The sequence below is a fragment of the Ihubacter massiliensis genome, assembly GCF_024125305.1.
Classification (GTDB): domain Bacteria; phylum Bacillota; class Clostridia; order Peptostreptococcales; family Anaerovoracaceae; genus Hominibacterium; species Hominibacterium faecale.
In genome coordinates, this window is record NZ_JAMXVH010000001.1 from 1,845,812 (window position 1) to 1,870,051 (window position 24,240).

Genomic DNA, 24,240 nt, shown 5'->3' on the forward strand with positions numbered 1-24,240 from the left:
ATATGCAACAATTCTCCACCTTCTTTTTTCCCCTTTTTTGTTTAATCAAACAATTATGTTTTCTCACAAATTTTTCCGACTTTTTTTGTTGAATACTCATAGCGAAATCGTTGACTTTGCAACATCCCTTTGATATAGTGTGATTGTTGATTTTATTACTTACTTAAGGAGGAATTGAACTTTGAAAGATCGAGACCAATGGAATTCGAAAGTGGGCTTTCTGCTGGCTGCCATCGGATCAGCTGTAGGCCTGGGCAACATCTGGAGATTTCCGTATGTTGCCGCAACCAACGGAGGCGGCGCATTTTTGCTTCCGTACTTTTTCGCAATTATTACTGCAGGTATTCCGATCCTGATTCTGGAATATACCATGGGAAAAACCTTCAGGGGCGGCGCTCCCGTCACCTGGGCGAGGATGAACCGGCGTTTTGAATGGCTCGGATGGTTCCAGGTTATGATCGCTTTCATCATCGCAGTTTATTATTTTGCAATTGTCGTCTGGGTAGTCAGCTACATAGGCTTTTCCTTTACCCAAGCCTGGGGCGCGGATCCATCTTCATTCTTCGTTGAATATCTGGGTCTGACCGACAGCGCGCTGAATTTGGGCGGAATCCAGACCAGCCTGATCATCCCCTTTGTCATCATCTGGGCAATCGCGGCCTTTATCATGTACAAGGGTGTCAGCAAGGGAATTGAAAAGGCATGCAAAATCTGTCTGCCGATTCTCTTCGTACTTATGCTGGTCCTGGTAATCAGAGGCGTTACACTGCCAGGAGCCGTTGACGGACTGGAATATATGTTTAAGCCTGATTGGAACGCGCTGAAAGATCCCAGCGTATGGGTAGCAGCTTACGGGCAGATTTTCTTCAGCCTGTCGATCGCCTTTGCCATCATGCTGGCTTACTCCAGCTATCTGCCGAAAAAGACCGACGTTGTCAACAGTGCCTTTATTACCGCCACTGCCAATCATGGATTTGAACTGTTCGCCGGAATCGGTGTGTTCAGTATCATGGGCTATATGGCGATGATGCAGGGCGTTCCTGTAAGCGAAGTCGCAGGAGCCGGCATCGGACTGGCCTTTATGACCTTCCCAACTGCCATCAGCGCTCTGCCTGCTCTAAACGCCTTATTTGGAATCTGTTTCTTCGGTGCTCTGTTCACAGCTGGAATCACTTCTCTGATTTCCATTTTGCAGGCCGTAGTCTCCGGATTCCACGACAAGTTTGAAATGAGCCACAAAAAGGCGGTTACAGTCGTTATGGTTCCCGCTTTTCTCCTCAGCTTCCTCTTCATCACAGGCGCGGGAATGAATATCCTGGATATCGTCGATGCCTTTATCAACAACATTGGTATCGCCAGCGCCGGGGTTATCGAAGTCATTTTGGTTACCAGATTCTTCAATCCGGAAAAACTGCGTCAGGAAGCCAACGAGTTTTCCAACTTCAGCATTGGAAGATGGTGGGTATTCTCCCTGAGGATCGTAACCACGGTTGTCCTGGGCATTATGCTCTTCCTCAATACGAAGGATTACCTTTACAACGGCTACGGCGAATATGCTTCCGCCGATGTCAATGTATTCGGCTGGGGAACCATTCTCTTCGTTATTGTCATCGCTGATGCTTTGACGACGATGAAGGGCAAGGACGGCTATCGCGATCTGGACAAAATTGCCTATAAGGAGGTAAACTAATATGAGTACTGGTGCGATTATTATGATGCTCATTGGTTGTATTGGCCTTTGGGGAGGATGTGCGCTGGCAATTACCATCGCGTTCAAGCACAGCAAGAAAAGACAAAATGAGAATGATACCAAAGAATAAGCTTTATTCCAACTTGGGGCAGGATCGGACGATTCTGTTTCAAGCCTTGAAATAAAAACCCCTGTATAGAAAAACTGCTCCGCTATGAGGCGAGGCAGTTTTTCTTTTCTAATTGAAGTTATTTGTTTTGTGTATGGGCACAGCCGCACTTACGCGCATCTTCCCGGTGATGATTTCCCGAGCAGCTTCCTGCGGCCGGACAACCAATACATTTGGTGCCCTTTTTCTTAGCTCTGACGATGTAAGTAATGGCGGCTCCTACAAGAATTAGGATAACCAGAGCAGTGATTATATTTATCATGCTGTTTCCCCCATTTCATGTTTATGCAAAGAATATTCTTTATCAAACTTCTTGTTGGCCCTGAAAGCGATTGTAACGACCACCGCTGCCATTACCAGTATTGCAATGAGGCCCGGTATGAAGCCGGTTCCCAGGCTGCCCGTGGTAACCAGCGTGCCAAGCTGATAGATGAGGAAGGCTACTGTATAGCCTGTTCCAAACTGGAGGCCGATTCCGGCCCACAGCCATTTCTTATTCTGCATTTCCGCATTCATAGCGCCGATGGCGGCAAAGCAAGGAGGCGTATAAAGATTGAACATCAGGTACGCCAGTGCAGCTGCGGATGTCAGGCCAAAGATTGCCGCCACTTCGGTTGCACCGCCTGTCAAGGCCAGCTCATCGGTATCAATAAAGTTGGTAACGCCATAAACAACAGCCAAAGTACCGACAACATTTTCTTTTGCAATGAAACCAGTTATCGCTGCCGCCGCCAGCTGCCAAACGCCAAATCCCAGAGGAATCAGCAGTACAGCAAAAGGAGAAGCTATAGTTGCCAGAATGGAAGTATCCTCCATTCCCTCTTCTACTACTTGGAAGCTCCAATTAAAGGTCTGCATAATCTGAACGACTGCGTTGCATACCAGAATAATGGTAGCCGCCTTGATAATATATGCTTTGGCACGTCCAAGCATGGAGAATGCCGCTCGTTTGATGCTGGGTCCTTTGTATTCAGGAAGCTCCATGATAAAAAAGGATTTCCTGTATCTGTGTCCGGTGATGTATTTTACAACCAGCGCCCATAAGAAAATCAACAGGATGCCTACGAAGTACATGGTAGGCCCAACCCAGGGAGCATCGGCAAAGAAGGCGCCGGCAAAGAGGGCGATGACAGGCAGCTTGGCGCCGCAAGGCATAAAAGGCGTCAGCATAGCCGTAGCTCTTCGTTCTCTCTCATCTCGGATGGTACGCGCCGCCATGATTCCCGGAATGGCGCAGCCGGTGCCGATGATCATGGGAATGATGGATTTACCGGAGAGTCCCACTCTCTTGAAAATCGGGTCCATTACGATGCTGACACGGGCCATATATCCGCAATCCTCCAGGAGTGCAATCAGGAAGTACATAACCATAACCAAGGGAAGGAATCCCACGACCGCCCCTACGCCGCCTACGATACCGTCTGCCAGCAGTGCCTGCAGAATCGGCGCGCTGTTTTCCAGAAGACCCGCCACAAATCCCTGGAAAGTTTCGATCCAGCCCACAAGCCAGTCTGCAATCAATGGTCCAAGCCATGTCTGAGAGATATAAAACACGGTCCACATCACTGCCGCGAAGATGACGATACCTGCGACCTTATTTGTAAGAATCGCATCAACCTTATCTTGCCACGTTCTTTCCTTTGTCAGCACCTGGCGCGTTTCGACCTCTTTAACGATCCGATTTACGAAAGCGTAACGCTTTCTGTCTTCTGCTTCTACCTGAGCTTTGTCGCGAAGGTCAATCTCGGCCTGGATGTAAGGAGCGTCCTGTCCCTTGCCTTTAAGGGCCTGTGCCGCTTTTACGACCTCCATCAACCCTGTATCTGCCGAAGATGTGGAAACAGTTTTTATGACAGGACATCCTAATTTCTTCGACAAAAGATCCACATCGATTTTTGTCTTTTGTTTTTCATTGATATCGCTCTTGTTTAAGGCCACTACTACAGGAACTCCCAGCTCCAGCAGCTGCGTTGTGAAGAACAGGCTGCGGCTCAGATTTGTTCCATCCACAATATTGACGATGACATCCGGATGTTCGTCCCTGACATACCCGCTTGTAATACTTTCTTCGGGCGTAAAGGGAGACATGGAATAGGCGCCCGGCAAATCAACCGCAATCAATTCCGGTCCTTTGCCGCAAAATTCCTTTTTGATGGGCGTTTCCTTCTTTCCTACTGTCACCCCGGCCCAGTTACCTACCCGTTCGCTTTTCCCCGTCAGCGCATTGTACATAGTCGTTTTACCGCTGTTTGGGTTGCCTGCTAAAGCAATTCTCATTTTATACCTCCTTGTTTATCATTTTGGTTATTCTCAACTAACTGTATCTCATAAAAAAAATTCCCTTTGGAAACGTTATTCGCGCTTCGCGCTCACTTTCACAAGGTGAACTTTTTTGAAATACAGGAAATGCTACGCAATCGATATTTCCTGTATTATAAAAAATAGTGATTCCAATCGCTATATTAAAATCGCTTGTGCGAGACTGTTATCGAAATTATATCGTCCATCCTTAATGGAAACCACACATCCTCCTCCCAGATGGGATATGACGGTGATGGGCTCGCCGCTGTAACATCCTAGTGTAAAAAGAAACGACGACATTTCTTCATCATTAGTCTGAACATCTCTGACAATATAAGTTTCTCCTGTGCTGGCATCTTTTAAATTCATAATCGATTCCCCCTTGCTTTCTAAAGCAGCTGCCTATGCACCTGCTGATCTATGTTGCTTGTTTTTCGGTTAGTTATAACTTACCACATCTTTCTAAGGCTGTCAATCGTTTCTTTGTTTTTTTATTCCTGGGTAATAGTGCAGTCTTTCGTAGATGAAAAGCAGATCCAAGGCTCAGTATCAGAATGCCATAGAAAATGACCATACTTGAGCGTTTTTACTGCTCTTGTATGGTCATTTTTCTGTTTGAGCCAGCTTGAAGCCGTCACTGGGAATCTACCTGTTTTCATAACTTCCTAAATGGCTTCTTCAAGCTGTGCCCTTCTTTTGTTCTGTACTATTTATGGTGTTGCATGCAGCTTGCTATTTCACTCTTACCTTCTTCGTCTTGCTATAAGCGCCATAGTAAGTTTTGCCGTCAATTGCCTTATAAGCGCGTACTTTTACGGTGTAAGTCTTGCCTTTCTTCAATTTCTTGATGGTCTTGGATGTGCCGCTTACTTTCACAGTCTTATACTTCTTAGCGCCTTTTACTTTATACGCAATCTGATATTTGGCTCCGGACTGAGCTTTCACCTTAACGGTCATCTTTTTCTTGCCGGCTTTCAGGCTCTTGATCGCTCCTTTTGCCGGTTTGATTGTGAAGGTTTTGCTGATGGAACCGGAGTAATTTCCTCTGGCTGTGATGGTTACCGTTGCTTTGCCGATCGCTTTGTTGCCGCTGTAAGCTACCGTGTAATCCGTTCCTGCAGCCAGTGTTCTTCCGGCAGCAGTCACATTCACAGGCTGGGTGATGGCCTTGCCTGTATAAGTCTTGTCGGAAATTCCTGATACGGAGGCACCGGATATCGATCTGGCTACGATCTTAAAGTTCACGGTCTTGCTGCCCGTATAGGCGCTGTTATTTTTGGCAACAACTGTTACAGACGCAGTGCCCACACTGCCATTGTCCTTAAAGAACAGATCATAGTTGTCAGCAGTTACTGCGTTTCCAGCTTTATCCTTAACGCTTACGGCTGGCTCGATGGCACTTCCGGTGTAAATCTGATCCGCTACGTTTACAGAAGCGTACATCAGTTTCTGTGTATCTGCTTTTTCTTTTTCTGCCGCAGCTTTCTGATCCGCATAGGCCTGCATCAAAGCGCCCAGCTCATCATATCGTTCTTTAAAGGTCTTTTCTGCCGTTTCCGCATCAGCGATATGGAGCTGATTATATGCCTCGATAGCTGTCTCCACAGCCTCTGCATTTTCGTCGGTTACTTCTTCCACTGCTTGAACAGCTTTGAAAGCCGCTTCTGCTTCGTTGAAGGCTGCCTGGCCGATTGCTTCCTGATAGTCTTTAATGGCTGCTTCTGCTGCCTCTAATGTATCGCCATTGCTTACTTTGTCTGCCGCATCCGTATCCAGTTCTTTCAGCTCATCGTAAGCAGTTCTTGCCGCCTCTGTATTTGCCAGCACCTCGTTTGTAATGGCATCGGTATCTCCAATTGCATCGATCAGTGCATCAACATAAGCAGCTTCCGCTGTCTGCAGGTCGCCAAACGTATCGACGTCTGCCTGGGCATCTTCATCCAGCAGATTGTTATAAGCGCTTCTGGCCTCACTCAGCGCCTGTTTGTCGGCTACGCTTCCGGTGATTGGAGCCGGAAGATTTTTGATCAGTTCTTTTACATGGTCAATGGCCGTATCAAAATCGGTGATGACGGTTACTGCTCCGTTGTAAAGAGCCATGATCTCAGCAGACACCTGGCCCTGCTGCATTTCTGAAAGATCTTCGTATGCGGTTTTAACCTCTTCAACCACAGTTTTATTTGTATAAGCAACTGGATCTAACTCGCCGAGCTCCTCTGTTACCTTTGTTTCAAAATCGGTCACCGCCTTGGCCGCTGTGTCATAATCGGATTTGGCTGTTGTCAAATTATTAGCGTTTGTAACACTTGATGACGCTGCCGAAGAAATTTTGTTAAATTCTGCTTCTGTGGTTTCCAGCTGTGCCTTTTTGGTTACATAGTTGTCAGCATCAATGGTACCCAGATCTTTGATCAGCCCAACTACTTCAGATGCTTTGAAACCGTCATAAGCCGTTCTTGCATCTGTCAGCACCTTCAGGTTTGTAATCGCATCATCCTCTACTCCTGCAGCATTGAGCTGGGAATAGAGTTCTTCCGCTTCCAGTAAAGCATCGTATTTTTCATTGTAGTCGCCAATTCTAACGTCTCCAATGGCATTGATCTTCTCAATCAGCGCTTTTGTCTGATCGTCCAGAGCCTTGCTTGTGGGGATCTTATCGATAGCCTCTTTTGCCTCTGCCAAAGCAGCTGCCACCGCTTCCATGGAATCCGCATTGTTAATGGCTGTTTTTCCATCGTTCTTTGCATCTGTTACTGCTGTCTGCTGGTCAGACGCATAATCATCGATACTGGCAACGCCTTCCGGGAAGTATGCGTCCAGTTCTTTTGCAGCTTTCTCCTGCTCGCTTGCCAAACTTTTTTCAGCGGTTGTCTTGATGGCATCGATTGTAGACTGGAGAGTCGTATATACCCCATCCATCTCCGCGTTTACAGCTTTTCCATCTACTTCGGTCTTTGCAGCCTCCTTGGCCTCTGTGACCGCAGTCTGCTCGTCCTGGTCGTAATCATCCAGGCCGTTCGCTGCCTTTTCCGGGAAATAGGAATCGATCTCCTCCTTAACCGCAGCTTTATGCTCTGCAATCGTGTCTTTGGCATCTATGGCTGCAATCGCTTCTTCCTGGAGCTTGATGATATCCGCTGCCGTAGAGCCGCCTGCAAATGTGGCCTTACTAATTGCGTCCAGCGCATTGGTTCTGAGCGTTTCAACTTCGCCCTTAACAGTAGTATCATAATCCGCTTCCTTTGCCGCTTCTTCTCCATTGGTTCCCCAATAGCCGGTCAGCGCATCGGTTGCCGCTTCTTTGGCTTCGTCAAATTTATCTTCTTTGGTTTTAACCTGATCGATCTTTCCTTTGGCTGCATCAAGGGCCTCGTCAACTGCATCTGTTGTCACAGCCTCATCGATGGCGGCATTGCCTTCAGACCGGATTTGATCAATTGCTGCTCTGCCTTCGTCATCAAAATCGCTGTGTTTCTCACCGCTATTTCCCCAATAATACTTCAGATCATCCTTAGCATCTTCTTTTGCTTTCGTAAGCTGGGCCTCATCCATCTGCTCAACGCCGGCCGGCGCCGGAGCATCTTTCGAAGCCGTCCCTGCGAACGCTAACGACGGAAACATTGTCACCGCCATAGTAAGGGACACTACTGCGGCAATCAGCTTCTTCTTCATAAGTTCATCCTCCTTTAAGTTACGTTTTATAATTGTTTAGTTTTTCTAAACCAACGGAGTAAAAAAATATTCCGGTATGCGTTCCGGCGGGATTTCAAGAATATCAATCGCCAGTACATCAATTTCTTGTTGTGTGAATTCCGCCCGGTTACTCATCTTTAACGAGTACGCACGCTCGGAAATGCCCAGGGTTCTGGCTACGTCTCCATAGGACAGACCCTTTGCGTAAACTCCGCTTATAATTTTGGAATAGTCAAAAACACAAGTCATAACCGTACACTTCTTTATCCGTAGTTTAGTTTATCTAAACTAATTATACTATGCCCTCAGGAAAAGTCAATCGTTTCTTGCTCCATGTTCCCGCATTTTTTGATGTCACTGATTTGGCGCAGGTTATGGACCCGTGTAAACATTCCGTGATATTATCGGCTAAAAGTTGATGTTTTGGGCAAAGAATATTATAATAAAGAAGTATTTGAAAGTGGGTGTATACATGGTAGAAAAAGTTGATTTTTCGAAACGGCTGAAGGCGGCCATCGACGAAAAAGCGATTCGGCAGACTGAGCTTTGCCAAAAAACCGGCATCGGCAAGAGCGCAATGAGCCAATACCTCAGCGGTGCATTTAAACCGAAGCAACAAAATTTATATAAGCTGGCTCAGGCTTTGGGTGTTTCTGAGGCCTGGCTGATGGGATACGATGTTCCAAGGACGCGCCAGGAGGACTCCGGCAAAGAACAGGACACGTTTTATTTTTTGGCTGAAGACGACAGCATGATCGGCGCTCACATCCCTGCCGGGGCCCGCGTTTTAATCAAGCGAAGCCAGCATATAAAAAATCAGCAGATCATCGCCTGTATGATGGATTCTGCCATTCAACTGCGCCGGTTCAACAAGATGGGCGAACACGTGATCCTGACCCCTGAGAACAGCGGTTATTTACCTGTTGTTATCACTGAAAAAGAATTTGATGCCCAGGAAATCACCATTCTGGGCGTTGCCAAACAAATCATAATCGATTTATGAGCGCCCCAGATATTCAAGAAATCCTTTCCGCAGGAAAAGAGAGATCAGCTGCGTCCGGGATTTGACTTCTGTTTTGTTAAAGATATTGGAAATATGGCACTTGACCGTATTGGGCGAGACGTGGCGCCGGCGGGCGATTTCTTCGGTAGAAAGCCCCTGGCAGATCAGCTCAATGACCGCTCGTTCCTTGGTAGTTATACCGTAGTGGTACTTGAGCAATCGGTCAACCGCTTCCTTATCTTTACTATGTTTTTCCTTATCCGAATTGAGCACATTCTGCAGATGGGGAAGCAGCCTTTCCAGAATATAAAGATCTCTTTGGGAAAAATCACCCTTACGTTCGCTTTTGTACAGGGTCACAGCTCCCATCAGCCGGCCGGCGCTGATGACCACCACCCCGGCCACGCTGCTCAAATCAAACTTTGACAGGTATTCCCTATAGAACTGGGAGCCCTTTCGAATCTTGGCGTCAATCAAATCCGACTCCCGATATGCGAGAGATTCGTGATAGGCAAACAGCCAGCTCACGTAGTCAATCTCGTAATACTTGGTCTCATACTCCCTTAAAAACGCCTCTTCCTTTTCCTTATCAAAAATGCTGACCACCACCGGGTCAGTCAGGGGATGCCGGGAAGGCCGGTCATCTTTCGCCAAATTAAAATCTGCCAGATCAAATTGAATCAAAGCCATCAGCCGCGTCAAAAAGGCCTTTCTCATGGCCGCAGCATTACCAATGCCATAGAGCTCGGCAACCAGATCGTTGAGCAATTCCCATTCTTTTGTGTTCAGCATATTTTTTCGCTTTCTTTCTAATACTTTCCTACTAGAGAAATCCAGATTTCTACTACTTATTGATGTTTTTTCTATCATATAATACCCATATACTTATGTCAAACAAAGATATTTTGGAGGTAGAAATTATGAACATTCCGTATTGGCGGGAAATTTATACGACGAGCATCAACCAGGCCGACGTCTGTGTCCTGGGTATTCCTTTTGATGGAGCGGCCAGCGTGGGCAAGGGCGCTGCGCTGGCGCCGGATGTGATTCGAAACTGCACGAAGGTCCTGCCGCCTGTCAACAGCGCCGGGACTCGCTTTCCTGAGGTAAGGGTTTATGATGAGGGAGATGTGGAGTTTTCTCTGGATTGGGGAAAATTTTTCGAACAGGTGGAGCATGAGGCTCTCAAGCTGATGGAATCAGGCAAGTTCTGCATATTCATCGGCGGCGACCATTCTGTCACCATTCCCCTGGCAAAGGCTTACGCCCAATATAATGCCGGCAGAAAAATCGGATTTATCCATTTTGATTCCCATCCCGATCTCTGCAACGAATATGAGGACAGCCTCTGGTCCCATGCCTGTCCTTTGAAGCGGGTGGTGGACGAGCAAATCGCGCCGCGGGATCTGGCGCAAATTGGAATCCGCTCTTATGAAAGCGAAGAGCTGGATTTTTATCAAGCCCATCCTGAACTTCTGCTGATCAAAGCCCAGGATATCTTCAAAAACGGCTATCAGGAAGCGATCGAGCAGATCATTGCGCACTTCAAAGGCTATGATGCCATCTATCTGACCCTGGATATCGATGTGCTGGATCCGGCCTATGCGCCAGGCACCGGAACGCCGGAAGCGGGCGGCTTGTCATCGAGGGAGCTGATGGAACTCATCAACCAGTTGATGGACCGGCTGCCCATCACTGCCATGGACCTGGTGGAAATTTCCCCGTCTCTGGATACGGTCAACCAGATTACCTCCTGGGCCGGGGCCAAAATTATTTATGAGGTTCTGGCAAAGTTTGCCCTGTAAAGATGAAAAATCATCGCAAACTTAGACCAAAACAAGCTGGAGCGATCATTTTGCTTTTCACCTTTTATTAAGCTAACCAAAAGAGGGCCCTTCGGGCCCCCTTTTTTCGCCTGCCTTAATCCCCCAAAGCAAAGAAACCGCAACATATGCACGGTTTCTTCACTGGTATTATTGTGTTCTCCGTCTCGATATCACTGCACCATACATATTGATATTTCAACCTTTTTGTTTTTTGAAATTTGTAATTTTCGCTTATTTTTTATATCACGTATGAAAAACAGTACGTTTTTAGTACGTTTGCTTTTTTAGCTACTCATTTTGATTTGTATAAAATCTGCATATATATAATGTAAGAACGATGCAGCGATCAACAAAAAAAGACACATTGCGCTTAACATGAACACTTCGCTACGTGTCTCTTGAAATCTGTACAGTATATGATATAATTTTTATGACGGGGAGCGGTGGCAAGCCCGCCTTCCCTTTTATGTGTGCCTGCTGTTTATTCAGCAGGTTTTTCCTTTGGTTTATATTGCTCGTCCCCTGTCTCAATGTACAGGATGAAATCATTTATGCTTTTTTCGTCCCATCCTGCGGCCCTCAGTCCTAAAATCAATCTTGCCGCTTCTGACATGTTCATAGTGTTCATTTTTTCTCCTTTCTCCGCTTGCCCGGTGATTAAGTTAACTTCTTAACTTAATACTATTATATACTAATATTAGTCTAAACGCAACCCCTTTACTAAAAATATTTCAACTTTTCTTCATCTGCCGCCACCACCTCTATTATGTCCCCAGGCTGGAGTCTGCACATCAGACATATTTTATTGAGAGTATCTAAGGTTATACTCTTTCCAGCCTTGATGTTTGTCATTGTCTGACGGGGCAACAGATTGTCTTTCTGTATGCGGGTCTGGTTAAATCCGTGCTTCTTCATTTCCTCAAACACGTCTATTTTATATTTTATCATTGGCTATACCTCCTCAATATTAAAGTAACATTTCAGGCAGAAAAAGTCAATTAAATTTATTCTAAAATTAGTATATTTTCTATTGACAATATACTAATTTTAGTATATACTTAGTGTAACAAATAAAGATAAATCACATACCAAACGAAAGCAGGAATCAGTTTTTAAAGTAGGGGCATAGGCCCCCGGAAGGGAGAGAGGAAAATGAAAACATTGAATTTTACGGACGACGAATTAATGACAATTTGGGGTATGGCTTTAGCCGACAAACATAACAGCTATGAAATGGCGCAGGATGCAAGAGAAAGAGGAGATCAGAAGCAAGAACAGATGTACTTAGCAGATGCAGAGCGTTACGAAAATATTGCAGATAAAATAGCTCGTGCAGGAGCATAGCACGGAGGTTACGAAGGCAGAAAGGAATAAACAATGAAAACATATATTGTATTTGATCAGAATCGTTGGAAAGAGGAGGAAGTAATCGAATACGTGACTACTGATTGGAACGACGTACTAGAGACAATGGAGCATAATTACAGATATTATTCGCGGTACAAGGCATATTTAACCGTGTGGGAAAATGGAAAACAGATATCTACAGAGTCTGTTGTAAGTGTGTTAAAAAAAGGATATCAAAAAAACACACTGGAAATTGAAAATCTTGACCTTGAAGTTTTGGCAAATGAATCGTTAAATTATTTTGATTTTGAAACAGAAGTGGAAAATTATACAAAAACTTGCAATAACTACAAAGTTTTAAAATCTGATATTAATTGTGATTATACCAATATTTATGTTAGAGCTGGAAATGGCAAAAACAAACTCGTTATTTTTGAATTATGTGAGCAGGATTATGTAAAATTTTTGAGACGGCCTGAACATTTGAAAGAATTAATTGAAAAGAAAAAATACACAGTGTATGGTGCTGTATCGGAAAAAGTGTACAGATGCAACAACATCGTTTTAGTATAATATTTATATCAAAAAGACAAGACCAACTCAAAAGCGGCCTTGTCTTTTTGTGTTAAGCAATAACTTATAAATTTACTGCAATCCACGCTCCCCTAATGGGAAGCGACTAATTAAGTTGTTGCTCAAACGCTAGATAATTATAGACCTCAATCCACGCCCTGATGGTTGGGCGACAATCAGCATACAAACTATGGCTGTACACCTACGCGGTCATATAATTACTTAATCAACGTTTTTTATATTATATACTACAATTGTTATATTTGTCAAACCTCAAAACATACGGCACTTTTGTAATATTTTATTGTAATATATCTTGACAAAAGTAATATTTTACTGTATAATAGTATTATCAAATAAAGGAGGAACAAAGAAATGTTAGAAAAAATTTATGTATACGGAATCGATGAGGAAGTTATGGTTGATATGGGGCAGGAAACATTTATTGACGAGGCAACCGGCTGTGAAGTCTATATTGCCGAAGATGGCAGATGGATTACAGAAGATGACGCTATCGGCGAATGGGTACAAATTAAGGGATAATCGGAGGAAGGATATGAATAAAAGAATCAAAGGAAAATTGTACAATACAGAAAGCGCAAAGGAACTTGCCCGCATTGATAGCGGGCACTCCCCTTCCGACTTTGAATATTGGGAAGAAGTCTTGTATCTGACAAAGAGCGGCAATTTCTTTCTGTATGGCTGGGGCGGCGGAAATTCTCGATATGGTGAATGGCATGGAAACAGCGGTGGAGCCGGTGAAAAGATCATGCCGATGGAGCCAGAGGCGGCGATGGAATGGTCAGAAAATAACCTATCCGCCGATGAGGTCGAACAAATTTTCGGACGGCTGGAAGAGGATAAAGTCAAAATTACTGCCGATATCTCAGCATCAGCAAAAGAAAAGCTGGATACTCTGCGCAAGGAGACGGGGAAATCGATTGGAGAAATTATTGAGGACTTGTTAAATGCAAAGAAATGATTTGACTGGTCGAACTTTTGATTTGCTGTGTGTCGAAAAATACATCGGCGGAAACAGATATCTATGTCGGTGCGAATGTGGCAACACCTGTGAAGTATTTGCGGGAAATTTAAGAAGCGGCCACACAAAATCATGTGGCTGCCTAAAGCATACAAACGTCGCTGGCAGGCAATTCGGTAAATTGACCGTCCTGTCAGAAAAAACAAAAACCATTTCAGGCCGGAAAAGAACTTTCCTGATCTGTAGATGTGAATGTGATAATGTCATTGAGGTGCGTAAGGATTCTATCATTTCTGGACAGACAACATCTTGCGGATGTGTCAACAAAGACCGTGACATTCCGCAAAGGATGCTGGAAACGTTTGTTGACGGCTCTCAGCCGATCAAAATTGGTGCTATGACCGCATCCAACAAAAGCGGCATTGTCGGCGTGAACTGGGACAAATCAAGGCAAAAATGGCAAGCGTCAATCAGGTATAAGGGTAAAAAATATAACTTGGGTCGATACGACCGTTTAGAAGATGCAGCCAAAGTGAGAATGAAAGCCGAAGAGATTGTGAAAGAGCATATTAACAAAGGAATGACGGGCGACCCGTTGTTTCCTAAAAAATAGCCGCAGATGTTATTCCTGCGGCCTTTTGCTTCCCTCTCCCCGCTCTTACCTGAATAGAGGAAAGTCACTTTAATTATAGATGATCCTCTTTAAATATCAACACAAATGCAAGAATACGGGCATTTTACGCATTAAAAAAGCCCCAGAGGATCACTCCCCCGGGGCATAGGTATGGGCTATGAGCGTGACGCTTTTTCACGGGCATAGTCCTCAATTTTATGTTTGACATTTCTCTGATACTCGTAAGCCTCATCGAGTTCACCGTTCGCAGGCTTTCCGTCAAGGACGCAGCTGACAAGCTCTTTATTGACACAAAAGGACGCATTGATAGCCTCGAGAGTAAGCTGCTCCCGCTTGTCCCTATCCTCTTCCCTGCTCTGAGCCTTCTTCTGCCCGGACTTAATCGCATGTAGGGCCACTCCAGCAATTACCGTTGTAGCAAGGCTCAATAACATTGTTAAGGCTGTTTCCATCGACTTAAATCTCCCCTTCATGCTCCAGCGTGGCAATAACTTCTTTTTTGGCTCTGGCTTTCTTTGTCACGTCGTTGTCTTTCCACCATGCCCACAGGGTTGCCAGCGCCGCCAACGCCTCAGAGATCAGCTCTGTGGCTCCGTTTTCATCGATTGGTAGTGGGGACATGCCCTTATGTGCAAGTACCATATTCGCCCACAATACCACTGTTACGCCTGTCCGGATGATTAGGTTTCTTACTTCTTTGTTCATGTTCTCTTCTCCTCCTATTTCAGTAAAGATAAATGTGTTTTCAGTCCAGCGTATCCATCCACCTCAAGCCCTTTTAGTTTCTGATAAAGCTTCGTCTTTTTGGCGCAATCTGGACCAAATGAGCTATCAACGGTAACTCGCTCCGGTCGGCCCATTTCTTTAAATTTCTTGTTGAGCTGCTTCTGGTACCATTTCACGTGAGCGTTTTTGATCGGCTTCTTTTTCCTGTAATACAGATAGTGTTTCCCGATCTGCTTTTGCGTTGCTGGCCCACAGCTGCTATCCTCTTCGAGATTGCAGTCATAGGATTTATTCATCGCTTTCTGCAATGCTCTCGTATCCTTATTCACGATGTATTTTTTTGCAGCTGGCTTTGCTGGGGCAGGTTTTGGCGTGCTGCTGCCCGATCCACTGACCTTAACCGTCCCGCCAAACACTTCGCAGATACCCTCAGCAATCCCCAGTGCGATTTTTTTACTCCATGCAGGGTCAAGGATATACTTGATATCAACCTTGCTGTCCATAAAGCCGCACTCAATGAGACACGCTGGCATATCTGTATAGCGGATCACGTAAAAGTTTGCGGTCCTGGTCCCGTCCGCCCGGTTGCCTTTGAGGTTACCACGCTTAATTGCATGCTTATAGATAGCAGCCTGGGCCTTTTTGCTCTTACTCTGGCAGCCTTGAGATACATAGACCTCCGTACCTCCGCCAGAGCTGCCGCCAACGCCGCTGTTGTGATGCACCGATATGTAAAAGTCTGCACCCCAGGCATTTGCTTTTTGTACTCTCGCCGCAAGAGAGACGTCCGTACTGCCGTCCGGATCATCCATGCGCTTGATCGTGTGTCCGGCCGCTTTGAGGAGTCTCCCAAGCTCATCGGCCACCCGGTCATTTAGGACCCATTCTCTTGTCTCGTTCTTGTCCAATTTCTTCATGCAGCGTTTGCCCGGTGTATACCGTCCGTGCCCTGCATCAATTGCTATTTTTGCCATAATAATTCCTTTCCCCCTCTCTTCGAGGGTATAAAAATAGACCCCTTGAGGTCTGTTATAACTGATAGGTCGTGCATATCCGGTAGGTTTGCCCAACTGCCATATTGAGTGACGCATCCGCAGAGTATACCATTAATGAGCCGGTCGGTATTACCCATAAAATTGCAAGCTTGCAAACTGCTCCTTGAGCAACATATACTGTGCGGATCGTCGTTAGCTGTGGACGGTACTCCTCTGGGATAATGCCAATTTGGATACCACCACTACCATTAAGTGTGTGTGTTGTTTTTACTGTTGCCAAAAATGTTATATCCACCATGTTACCCGTCTTTGCAGCCTTTGCCGTATTAGGGGTCAGATAGCTGTTTATATTAGTAATTGCTGCCTCTGTTTGAGTTTGTTTTTCCAGCAGGGATTGCTGCAACTGATTAAACATTGCGATCATCTGATCTTGTGTATAACTCACGCCGCGCACCCCCTTTCGAGGGTTATTTCCACTTGCCGATTAAAACAGCGTCCCAAGTTACTAACAAGTCCGAAAAAGCATAGGACGAACTCATTTGCACATAGACTTTCCCGCCATTTATCGCAAACAGTGCCGCAGCATAATGATTGGCCGTTGCTGATCCGATCACTTTTATATCGTCTATAAACAGTCCTGTAGGGATATTTACCGCTCGATCTACTGCATACCAACATGCGCCTGATGTCCCGCCTAAAGCCATTGTTATCTTCTTCTCGCCGCCCCAGGCAATCGCCAAGCCGTTGGGTAGCTTGACATAATTCCAAATACCTTCTGTTTTGACCTCTAAGCCGCCAAATAGGGCTTGGAGTGCGTTGTTCGCATAATCGATTCCATTCATGCCACGCACCCCCTAATCTGGACAAGACACCTAAAAAATACTGCTTTTAAGCGCCCCCCCCCCCCGACAAAATTTTGGACGGGATAGGCTCAATCCCAACAATTTTTCTGATCGACTGTGTATCCAACGTCATGTGCGAGCCGGACGGTAAATGTTGAATTGTGCCAGCGCCCTGAAAAGTCAGTGTTGTTCCAGATATTACAAGACTAATCGCTGCGCTTGTATGTTTATTAGGGCTTACGTTTGGCAACATATTTGCGCCAACGATCCTGCCATCAATTAGACAGCACCGAACAGGTGAAGTCGTTGTCCATAAATAGACATCAAACTCGTTGTATTTATCCACATCCGGCACGGTTATGCTACCGCTGCTCCACCCGGTGCCATTCTCCCACAATACTTTGTTTCGTGCCGCCATCAGTTTAAAGATATCTTTCAGCCCTTTATTTAACTTTTCTATTCCATTACTCATTCTCTTTCCTTTCCCACCCCTCCGAGCGGGAGAGGTGTCTTTATTTATACTTGCTATACTGTCAAATCAATGCCTGCGGCCTGGGCTGCTGCGATGGTTTCGGGGGTGATGAGGTTTTCCAAAGAGGTCTCCAGAGCCGTAACACCAAACGCTGACTTTACGCCTGCTGTCGTTGTCTGTCCGGTCCCGCCTCTCGCAACGGGTAAGGTCCCGGATGTAATATCCCCGGCGCTATGTTTATGCCCGCTTGCCGCTTTACCTGCAAGATCGGTGCGTAATGTCTGCACGCTCTTGAGCAGCTTACCAAAGATCACCGCCAAGGTCTCACCTGTTTTAATGTCCACGTCGCTGCTGGCAACCGTAAAGGTCACCGGCTGGGCAGACAGGTTTGTAATCGTGCCAGGGTCACCTTTGGCCCCTTGCGGGATCGTAAAGTCTAAAATCACATTTGTTGACGTGCCTCTCGCTGTGATCTGCACCTGACTGCCCGGTGCTCCCGTGGTCACATTGCCAACCGACACACTGGCCGCCTGACCGTTAAAATCTCCGTTGTTAAGTTTTTGTTGGACTAAAGCCGCTATATCATTTGCAGTCTTGGCCGCTGCCTCAGCTGCTGTTGCCTTACTATTTGCATTTGTAGCCGCTGTATTGGCTGACCCTGCTGCCGTATTGGCTACGGTCGCCTTTGCGTTTGCATTGGTCGCTGCTGTCTCGGCGGCGCTTGCTTTGCTGTTTGCATTGCTGGCCGCCGTGTCTGCAAGGGCAGCCTTACTGTTTGCGTTGGTCGCTGCCGTATTGGCGGCTGTGGCCTTGGTATTTGCATTTGACGCCGCTGTATTTGCCGCTGTGGTCGCTGTCTGCATTGTTGCAAGAGCAGCGTTTGCGTTGTCAAAGGCTTTCTGCATGTCTGCGGTAAACCGATCAAAGATATGGTCCAGAGATAATTCAACATTCTCTTCCATGTCCTCAAAGGTGGCCATACGTTTAACCACTCCCGGCTCGTAACACAAATACGTCGCCCGGCCATCCGCCGCATTGGGATCGCCGCTCATGACCGTTGCCCATTCGCCTGACTTTAATTTGTCCGGGTTAAAATCTCCGTAGGCTCCACGCCTGTTTTGTATTGCCATGTGTTCCTTCCTTTCTTAGTTTTTGCTATAGCCGATAACGTCCAATACTGCGATGCCCGTGCCCACGTAAGCCAAGGCTCTCTCTGGCACGCCTGACGATTCTTCTGCGGTTAGACGCAACACATTGAGCCCCGTGGTCAGTACCGGTGCAAGGTTGCCCGATGTAACCGTTTTAGTTGTCTGAGTCATGCTCCCGGTGACACCCGCCGTCAAAAAACCGCCGCTGGTAATCTGATTCCAGTCTCCCACTGACGCTATATGTGCATTGCCTGGTATGCTGCCCGCCATTGCAAGACCTGCGTTTGATGTCCCTCTGTAAAGCTTGATGCTCCTTGAGTATCCAGGTACCGTCACTTCCCCTACGTTTTCGTCAACCCAATAGTCCCAGGACCCCGCATTACTTTTTAGGGTCAGCGTCGCCCTGCTGACAACGTAATTATCTGGGATATTGGCGTATAAATAGATCGCACCCGCTGTACCTGTCAATTGCAATACTGGGCCACCTCCCAATAGTTCGGGAGCGCCGCCGTTAGATATAAACTGCAAATTGCCACATACCCCATTTGCGCTCATCAAAGACGCCCCACCAGCAAGCTTGATCCCGTCGTAGTCCATGCGGATCATTTCGGTATCGTCATTTGCCAGCAATCTAAATGTTCCATTTGCATTACTGCGCCCGCCAAGACTCAACTGGCCGCCCCTGGCCCAGTCAAAATTAATGCCAATCGCTGAGAGCATATTGACCACGGCATTTCCCTGCGCATCGATACCAGCGTTCCAGGTCCGCCCGCCGTCCGTAGAGACGGAAAAGACTCCTGCTGACATCCGCCAAAGTGTCTGAGAGTCCTCCAATTTTGGCTTGTCGTGCATGTAAAAAATAGTGCTGCCGTCCGCCTGCTGAACGGCCGTCTGGAAGATTCCCATTGACTTTGCAATCAGGCCGGTCATGCGCTGCATTTCGGTCTTATGATTCTGAAGCTTTGCATTTGTGCTTTTCTTTACCTGTTCAAGCTTCTGGTCAGCCACGCTGGGCCGCTGGCTGGCCTGCTCCGATGCGCTCACCGCCCCGCAGCTGTATTTGCTGTTGCCGCCCAAGGCATAGGTCACATTGGTCAAGATCGTGCTGTAAGTCAATCCCCGGTAGTCCGTCACCGTTGCCAGGTCCCCGGCCTCAATACATGGATCAGACTGCATGGTAATGTCCAGCGGCCGAAAGCGCACGCCGACAATCCGGCTACCGATCTGCTCCGCTACCTCCTGGACTTTTGCGCAGGGTATGAGAGGATTGTTTTCGATGGTTAAGACATACCCCTCTTCGCCGTACAGATACGACGCAGAGCGTTCCTCCTCGCTTTTCTCTATGTTGCCCTCATCGTCCGTAGTTTCGACGGTAAACATTTCCTTCGTGTTCACCCGCACGCCAGTGATCAGCACGTCCCAAAGGTCCACATTGAGACTCGCAACGTCATATAGACTATGCTCCTCAGCCCATTGCTCAAATGTGCCTTCATCGTAGCTGTCGCCGCTGGCATAATCATAAAACGTCCCGCCGTCGCACGTATCGCCGGTGGTATAGGCGTTTAGGTCGTAATCATCAAACCTGCCGCCATCATAGCCATAATGTCTCAGCGTGTCCGCATCATACCAGCCAAATGCCAGTCGACCCTGGGTGTCGCAATAACCATAGTTGGCCGTGATCTGAGCGCAATAAGATAAAATAGCCCGAAAGGTTAAATTATCACCTTCGGGCCGCTTATTGATTATATAATTCTCCCCGGCAAAACTATCTCCTGACAACACCAGTCCGCAAATATTACATGCGTCGTTTGCGATCTGGCGAACCGTTGCCGGATAGGTCAGATTGCTCTTGCTGTAGTCCTGATCCAGCCTTGCCATGTTGTCGTAGGCCGTGATGGTCCAGACGCTCCCAGAGGTGGCCGCACGCTCTGACGTAAAGACGCCCTTGTCCAGCCACTCCGTAGTCCCGTCCTCAAGATCAAGGCCGCTCTGGGGGGTTATGACTGCATTTGTAAAGTCGTAGGGGGTAAACTCCTCATCCGCATTGCTGACCCGTAAGGTCAGTTTACCGATTACCATGCTGCCAATCTCAAAGCTATTGCTCTGGCTGGTAGCCGTCTCAATCGACAGCCCGCCGCTCATGATGTTGTCCTCGTCGATGGTTAATTGTGTCGTGTCGGCCAGCTGCACTTTGACCAGGGCTCGATAGTGGCGGTTGTATTTGTCTGTGTTTTTGTATGCTTCACTTACACTTATCATCGATCTACCTCTCGATCAAGTCCACGGATGCACTCTTATACCGAATTATGCCGTCGCCAGGGTCACCCAACAGTTCGCTCCCGATTGTTCCACGATAAACCGTTAGGGCTAAATCCATCAACCTCAATTTAAAAAACCCCTGCGGCAAATTTTTCTTTATCTTTGCCAACTGGTTCTCTGTCAAAATGCCCCACTTAACACTTATGTTTTTCTTTTCTGCAACGACTGCTCCTGCCATCCTGCCAGACTGGGTTCTGCCAGTGTCGGATGACCAGATCAATTCGTCGTTTATTGTTATGGATACGGGGGATGGCAAATCCACCCCGCCCGCTTGAAATAAAAACCCCATATTTATTCTCCTACTGGCGAATATCTCCTGTTAATATTTCGCCGCCCTTTATCTACCAGTTTCGCCACTTCCTCCGAATCAACATAGATACCGATGCTCTCAAGTGTGGCAACCAAAATCATTGTCATGCTGTCAAGAAGCTCTTTGAGGTCCGTTTTGGTTATACCGCCGCCGACTCCGGCAGCTTTTACCGCATCCATCGCCATCTGTCTCAACTTGTCCTCCGGCGCCACAACCTCGCCCTGATGCCGGTTATCACCGATCATAGCAAGCTGCGGAGTGTTGGCTTTTACATAGCCGCCCTGTGCCAGCCGTGGCAGAGAGACTGTCGGCATCCTTGGTATTGAGACCCCAGGAAGCTTGTTGATCAACCCAATTGCGCTGTTGATTGCGCGTGGTACCCAATTAATTCCGTTTTCCACCGTCCGTAATACTGCATTAATCGCACTCTTAAATGCTCCTCCGATTGCAGTCCCGATCTTGGTACCGATCGTTTTGAATTTGCTCTTGATCGTATCCCAGATGCCGCCGAAAAAGCTTCCGACTTTTTCAAACGGCTTTTTGACCGCTTCCCAGGCGGATTTAAACTTTTCTCCAAACCAACTCTTGATATTGGAAAAAACATTTTTGATCGCTGACCACTTCTCACCAAACCAGCTGCCAATTGCTGAAAACGCATTTTTAACGGCTGTGTAGGCCCCTCGGAACTTCTCACTAAACCAGGTGCCAATCGGTGAAAACACGTTCTTGATTGCGGTCCATTTTTCGCCAAACCATTCCCCTATACTACTAAATACGTTCTTAATTGCAGTGTAGGCAGAAGAAAATTTTTCACTAAACCACGTTCCGATATTCTCAAACTTGCTCTTAATCGCCTCAACTTTTTCTTTGAACCAGTCAGCGATTGGCGCAAAAATACCTTTGATCGCCTGTATGACCCCACCAAAGATATCTTTAATGCCATTCCATGCTTTGCTCCAGTCGCCGGTTAAGACGCCGGTCACAAATCCAATTAAACCTCCAAGGGTCGTTAACAATCCTTGCAGGACACCCGCAATCATGCTGACGGCGGTCTTTACGACCGTCCAAACGGTGCTAACTCTCGATGCAACAACAGCAAAAAAGTGTTCAACAAGCCAAGCTACAAACGGACTAATTTTTTCCCATACCGTTCCTATAAGTTCAACCAATCTTCCGAACACATCGATTAGCTTGTCAACAAATGGCTGTATGTACTTGTCTTTTACTTCCCCGAATTCCTTTGCGATCTTGGAAAGAACCGGCGCCAGGTATTTGTTATACCCGTCCAGCATCCCTCCAAATATTGTCGTGAATCCGTTTGCAATTTTATCAAATGCCGGACGGACATATTTTTCATAGGCGGCAAAGATCGATTCAAACGTGTCTTTGACAAACTCCGATATGGTCGAGGTTACCTGACTGACCGGTTTTAATGTATTTTGCAGCGCAGTTTTAATTTTTCCCGCATTGTTTACAAAAGGCGCAGTTACGACATTAACCACATCTCCGCCAACTTTGAGAGCGAGATCAACCACTCCAAGAAAACCATTTGAAAATACTGATATGATATCAGATGTGATTTGTTTAGCTTCCTTTGATCGAAATACGCTGAAAACGTCAGCCATCGCCGTATAGTAGTTCCCGCTCAGCTGCGCTAGGCGTGATGAGGCATCAAAAATTCCAACGATTCTATCTTGTATATATTTTTTGCTCTGTTCCAGGTATCTTGCAAACCCACCTGTCAAATTGTCCGCAATCGTTAGCCCAATCGAAACAAATGACCCTGCAATGCGTCCAGCGTTGTATGCAAAGCTATTAAAAAAAGTATTTGCCGCACTCGTAACCCTTTTATTAGTGAAAACGTCAATTAAATTCGATTTGATATCCTGAAGGTTCTTTTTGATTGTATCTATAACCGAAAGGTCACCTATTCCAATCTTAAACCCGATTGCAAAGAGTGATGCCAACTCTTTAAATCGTTCCATCAAAGCAGACATTTTTTGATCGGTCTGGTCAAGAACGGTATCTCCTGTAGCAAGGGCTCCATAATCAATTCCAGCTCCACCGGTACTTCCTCCAGAACCACCGGCCCCGCCAGAACTGCCAATATCATCTTTACTCAGCTTATTTACCTGGTCAAACCCCATCAGGGCCTTCATATCTTTTGCGGCTTTTTTTGCTGCTTTACCTGCGGATGTCGCTGAATCGCCAACACTCCCCACGCTCGAAGCTGCATCACCGGCCGCTCCTGACAGGTCCGCCATACCCGAGGCTGCTGCTGCCGTTGACTTCTTTCCGGTGATTAATTCCGTGAAAGACTTAAATGCGTTTGCTAGAGTCGCTAGTTTCCCTAACAGCGCATTAATCGCCTTAATGATCGGCGTAAACAGATTGATAAACCCTTGTCCTAAAGTCGCTTTGATCGAATCAAATTGCAGTTTCAGAATCCTCGTCTGGTTGGCCCAGCTATCCGACGTCCGGGCAAAATCCCCCTGTGCCAAAGACAGCTGATCCATGACAAACTGATATCTTAACGCAACTTTTTCGGATTCCGACATGGCCTGGGTGGTCTTTCCGAATCCGTTTGCCATCGCATAAGCGTCTAAAGCGTTTTGCGTCATGACCACGCCCAGGTCTTTGAGAGTTTCCGTTTCGCCGGTAAACACCGATTTCAGCTTGGTATAAGCCTCATCCTGCGAAATATTATAGAACGATGCCACATCCCCAGCTAACCCAGTCAGGGCCGTGGACATGCTATAGGCTTCCTTTTCAGAGAAGCCAAACGCCTTTGCCATCGCCCCGAAGGTCCCAGTAAACTTCTTCGCCATCGTCTCAGACAGCCCGAAGCTGGCCGCAGCACTCTTTGCAAATTGATCCACCTGCGCCGACATCGCCGGAAATGACACGTCAACAACGTTCTGTACTTCCGCCAGATCAGAGCCAAGCTCCACGCATGACGCCCCAAACTCCACGATCTTTTTTACCGCAAACGCACCGGCCAATGCTGCACCGGCATTTTTGGCCAGGCCATTGATACCGGCCATCTGCTTATTAAATTGATTGCTATTTACGACCAGATCAAGCCCGATCTGCCCTACGCTCGTAGCGGCCATGACATACACCTGCCTTTCGGTCATCGGCACATCATGGCACTACTTGACTCAGTTTATTTTAATCTCAAATTTCTTCTTACAATTCCTACCCTTACAG

27 protein-coding genes are annotated in these 24,240 nt (G+C 46.7%); 9 read left to right on the plus strand and 18 right to left on the minus strand.

From position 1 onward, the window contains the following. The first annotated feature begins 181 nt into the window (after positions 1 to 181). Positions 182 to 1,690 (plus strand): sodium-dependent transporter, encoded by a 1,509-nt coding sequence (locus tag NIA71_RS08550; protein WP_148399065.1) that lies wholly within the window; start codon positions 182 to 184, stop codon positions 1,688 to 1,690. Position 1,691: 1 nt separating this feature from the next. Further along, a complete protein-coding gene (locus NIA71_RS08555) occupies positions 1,692 to 1,820 on the plus strand; it encodes a methionine/alanine import family NSS transporter small subunit (RefSeq protein ID WP_148399066.1) in 129 nt (42 codons plus the stop codon). Positions 1,821 to 1,938: 118 nt separating this feature from the next. Here the strand turns inward: NIA71_RS08555 and NIA71_RS08560 are convergent, their stop codons facing one another. The 5 genes from NIA71_RS08560 to NIA71_RS08580 form a co-directional block, all read right to left on the minus strand. Next, positions 1,939 to 2,121 (minus strand): FeoB-associated Cys-rich membrane protein, encoded by a 183-nt coding sequence (locus NIA71_RS08560; protein ID WP_253020199.1) that lies wholly within the window; start codon positions 2,119 to 2,121, stop codon positions 1,939 to 1,941. After that, positions 2,118 to 4,136, minus strand: coding sequence for a ferrous iron transporter B (feoB, locus tag NIA71_RS08565; protein WP_253020200.1), 2,019 nt, complete (start codon positions 4,134 to 4,136; stop codon positions 2,118 to 2,120). Before feoB ends, NIA71_RS08560 begins: the two co-directional genes overlap by 4 nt. A gap of 180 nt (positions 4,137 to 4,316) precedes the next feature. Beyond that, entirely contained in the window at positions 4,317 to 4,529 is a 213-nt protein-coding gene (locus tag NIA71_RS08570) for a FeoA family protein (RefSeq protein WP_148399069.1), read from the minus strand. 363 nt (positions 4,530 to 4,892) lie between these two features. Continuing rightward, entirely contained in the window at positions 4,893 to 7,832 is a 2,940-nt protein-coding gene (locus NIA71_RS08575) for a hypothetical protein (RefSeq protein ID WP_253020201.1), read from the minus strand. Between the two features lie 45 nt (positions 7,833 to 7,877). Continuing rightward, complete coding sequence (locus tag NIA71_RS08580) at positions 7,878 to 8,102, minus strand: DUF739 family protein (RefSeq protein ID WP_148399073.1); 225 nt, start codon at positions 8,100 to 8,102, stop codon at positions 7,878 to 7,880. 223 nt (positions 8,103 to 8,325) lie between these two features. Here NIA71_RS08580 and NIA71_RS08585 point away from each other — a divergent pair, with 223 nt between their 5' ends. Continuing rightward, on the plus strand, positions 8,326 to 8,856 hold the full coding sequence (locus tag NIA71_RS08585; RefSeq protein ID WP_253020202.1) for a LexA family transcriptional regulator: 531 nt from the start codon (positions 8,326 to 8,328) through the stop codon (positions 8,854 to 8,856). On the opposite strand, the gene NIA71_RS08590 is transcribed toward NIA71_RS08585, so the two are convergent. Beyond that, a complete protein-coding gene (locus NIA71_RS08590) occupies positions 8,851 to 9,648 on the minus strand; it encodes a helix-turn-helix transcriptional regulator (RefSeq protein WP_253020203.1) in 798 nt (265 codons plus the stop codon). The genes NIA71_RS08585 and NIA71_RS08590 overlap by 6 nt on opposite strands. Positions 9,649 to 9,776: 128 nt before the next feature. Between NIA71_RS08590 and speB the strand changes: the two genes are divergently transcribed. Continuing rightward, positions 9,777 to 10,661 (plus strand): agmatinase, encoded by an 885-nt coding sequence (gene speB, locus NIA71_RS08595; protein WP_253020204.1) that lies wholly within the window; start codon positions 9,777 to 9,779, stop codon positions 10,659 to 10,661. A 502-nt stretch (positions 10,662 to 11,163) separates the two neighbouring features. Here speB and NIA71_RS08600 read toward each other — a convergent pair. Continuing rightward, on the minus strand, positions 11,164 to 11,310 hold the full coding sequence (locus NIA71_RS08600) for a hypothetical protein (protein ID WP_253020205.1): 147 nt from the start codon (positions 11,308 to 11,310) through the stop codon (positions 11,164 to 11,166). A 92-nt stretch (positions 11,311 to 11,402) separates the two neighbouring features. Beyond that, positions 11,403 to 11,630, minus strand: coding sequence for a helix-turn-helix domain-containing protein (locus NIA71_RS08605; protein ID WP_148399216.1), 228 nt, complete (start codon positions 11,628 to 11,630; stop codon positions 11,403 to 11,405). Positions 11,631 to 11,834: 204 nt separating this feature from the next. Between NIA71_RS08605 and NIA71_RS08610 the strand changes: the two genes are divergently transcribed. The 5 genes from NIA71_RS08610 (at position 11,835) to NIA71_RS08630 (ending at position 14,197) form a co-directional block, all read left to right on the plus strand. Next, complete coding sequence (locus NIA71_RS08610) at positions 11,835 to 12,026, plus strand: hypothetical protein (RefSeq protein WP_148399215.1); 192 nt, start codon at positions 11,835 to 11,837, stop codon at positions 12,024 to 12,026. Between the two features lie 33 nt (positions 12,027 to 12,059). Then, positions 12,060 to 12,602, plus strand: coding sequence for a hypothetical protein (locus NIA71_RS08615; RefSeq protein WP_253020206.1), 543 nt, complete (start codon positions 12,060 to 12,062; stop codon positions 12,600 to 12,602). Between the two features lie 375 nt (positions 12,603 to 12,977). Next, positions 12,978 to 13,145: a hypothetical protein gene (locus NIA71_RS08620; protein WP_253020143.1), complete on the plus strand. Its 168-nt coding sequence runs from the start codon at positions 12,978 to 12,980 to the stop codon at positions 13,143 to 13,145. 13 nt (positions 13,146 to 13,158) lie between these two features. Continuing rightward, complete coding sequence (locus NIA71_RS08625; protein WP_253020144.1) at positions 13,159 to 13,584, plus strand: ribbon-helix-helix protein, CopG family; 426 nt, start codon at positions 13,159 to 13,161, stop codon at positions 13,582 to 13,584. After that, positions 13,571 to 14,197: an AP2 domain-containing protein gene (locus NIA71_RS08630; RefSeq protein WP_148399212.1), complete on the plus strand. Its 627-nt coding sequence runs from the start codon at positions 13,571 to 13,573 to the stop codon at positions 14,195 to 14,197. The genes NIA71_RS08625 and NIA71_RS08630 overlap by 14 nt, the downstream gene beginning before the upstream one ends. A 176-nt stretch (positions 14,198 to 14,373) precedes the next feature. Here NIA71_RS08630 and NIA71_RS08635 read toward each other — a convergent pair whose 3' ends face one another. The 10 genes from NIA71_RS08635 to NIA71_RS08680 are packed head-to-tail and all read right to left on the minus strand — an operon-like array spanning position 14,374 to position 24,167. Further along, positions 14,374 to 14,670: a hypothetical protein gene (locus tag NIA71_RS08635; RefSeq protein WP_148399211.1), complete on the minus strand. Its 297-nt coding sequence runs from the start codon at positions 14,668 to 14,670 to the stop codon at positions 14,374 to 14,376. Between the two features lie 4 nt (positions 14,671 to 14,674). Then, positions 14,675 to 14,923, minus strand: coding sequence for a phage holin (locus tag NIA71_RS08640; protein WP_148399210.1), 249 nt, complete (start codon positions 14,921 to 14,923; stop codon positions 14,675 to 14,677). A gap of 14 nt (positions 14,924 to 14,937) precedes the next feature. Then, positions 14,938 to 15,918: an N-acetylmuramoyl-L-alanine amidase gene (locus NIA71_RS08645; protein WP_253020145.1), complete on the minus strand. Its 981-nt coding sequence runs from the start codon at positions 15,916 to 15,918 to the stop codon at positions 14,938 to 14,940. Positions 15,919 to 15,973: 55 nt separating this feature from the next. Next, complete coding sequence (locus tag NIA71_RS08650; protein ID WP_253020146.1) at positions 15,974 to 16,384, minus strand: hypothetical protein; 411 nt, start codon at positions 16,382 to 16,384, stop codon at positions 15,974 to 15,976. 22 nt (positions 16,385 to 16,406) lie between these two features. Then, entirely contained in the window at positions 16,407 to 16,781 is a 375-nt protein-coding gene (locus tag NIA71_RS08655; protein WP_253019336.1) for a hypothetical protein, read from the minus strand. 46 nt (positions 16,782 to 16,827) lie between these two features. After that, positions 16,828 to 17,253 (minus strand): hypothetical protein, encoded by a 426-nt coding sequence (locus NIA71_RS08660; protein ID WP_253020207.1) that lies wholly within the window; start codon positions 17,251 to 17,253, stop codon positions 16,828 to 16,830. 53 nt (positions 17,254 to 17,306) lie between these two features. Continuing rightward, complete coding sequence (locus NIA71_RS08665; RefSeq protein WP_253020208.1) at positions 17,307 to 18,383, minus strand: hypothetical protein; 1,077 nt, start codon at positions 18,381 to 18,383, stop codon at positions 17,307 to 17,309. A gap of 15 nt (positions 18,384 to 18,398) precedes the next feature. Then, positions 18,399 to 20,660: a hypothetical protein gene (locus tag NIA71_RS08670; protein WP_253020209.1), complete on the minus strand. Its 2,262-nt coding sequence runs from the start codon at positions 20,658 to 20,660 to the stop codon at positions 18,399 to 18,401. A gap of 4 nt (positions 20,661 to 20,664) precedes the next feature. Continuing rightward, positions 20,665 to 21,009, minus strand: a complete 345-nt coding sequence (locus tag NIA71_RS08675; RefSeq protein WP_253020210.1) for a hypothetical protein — start codon at positions 21,007 to 21,009, stop codon at positions 20,665 to 20,667. A gap of 2 nt (positions 21,010 to 21,011) precedes the next feature. Next, positions 21,012 to 24,167 (minus strand): phage tail protein, encoded by a 3,156-nt coding sequence (locus NIA71_RS08680; protein WP_253020211.1) that lies wholly within the window; start codon positions 24,165 to 24,167, stop codon positions 21,012 to 21,014. Positions 24,168 to 24,240 lie beyond the last annotated feature (73 nt).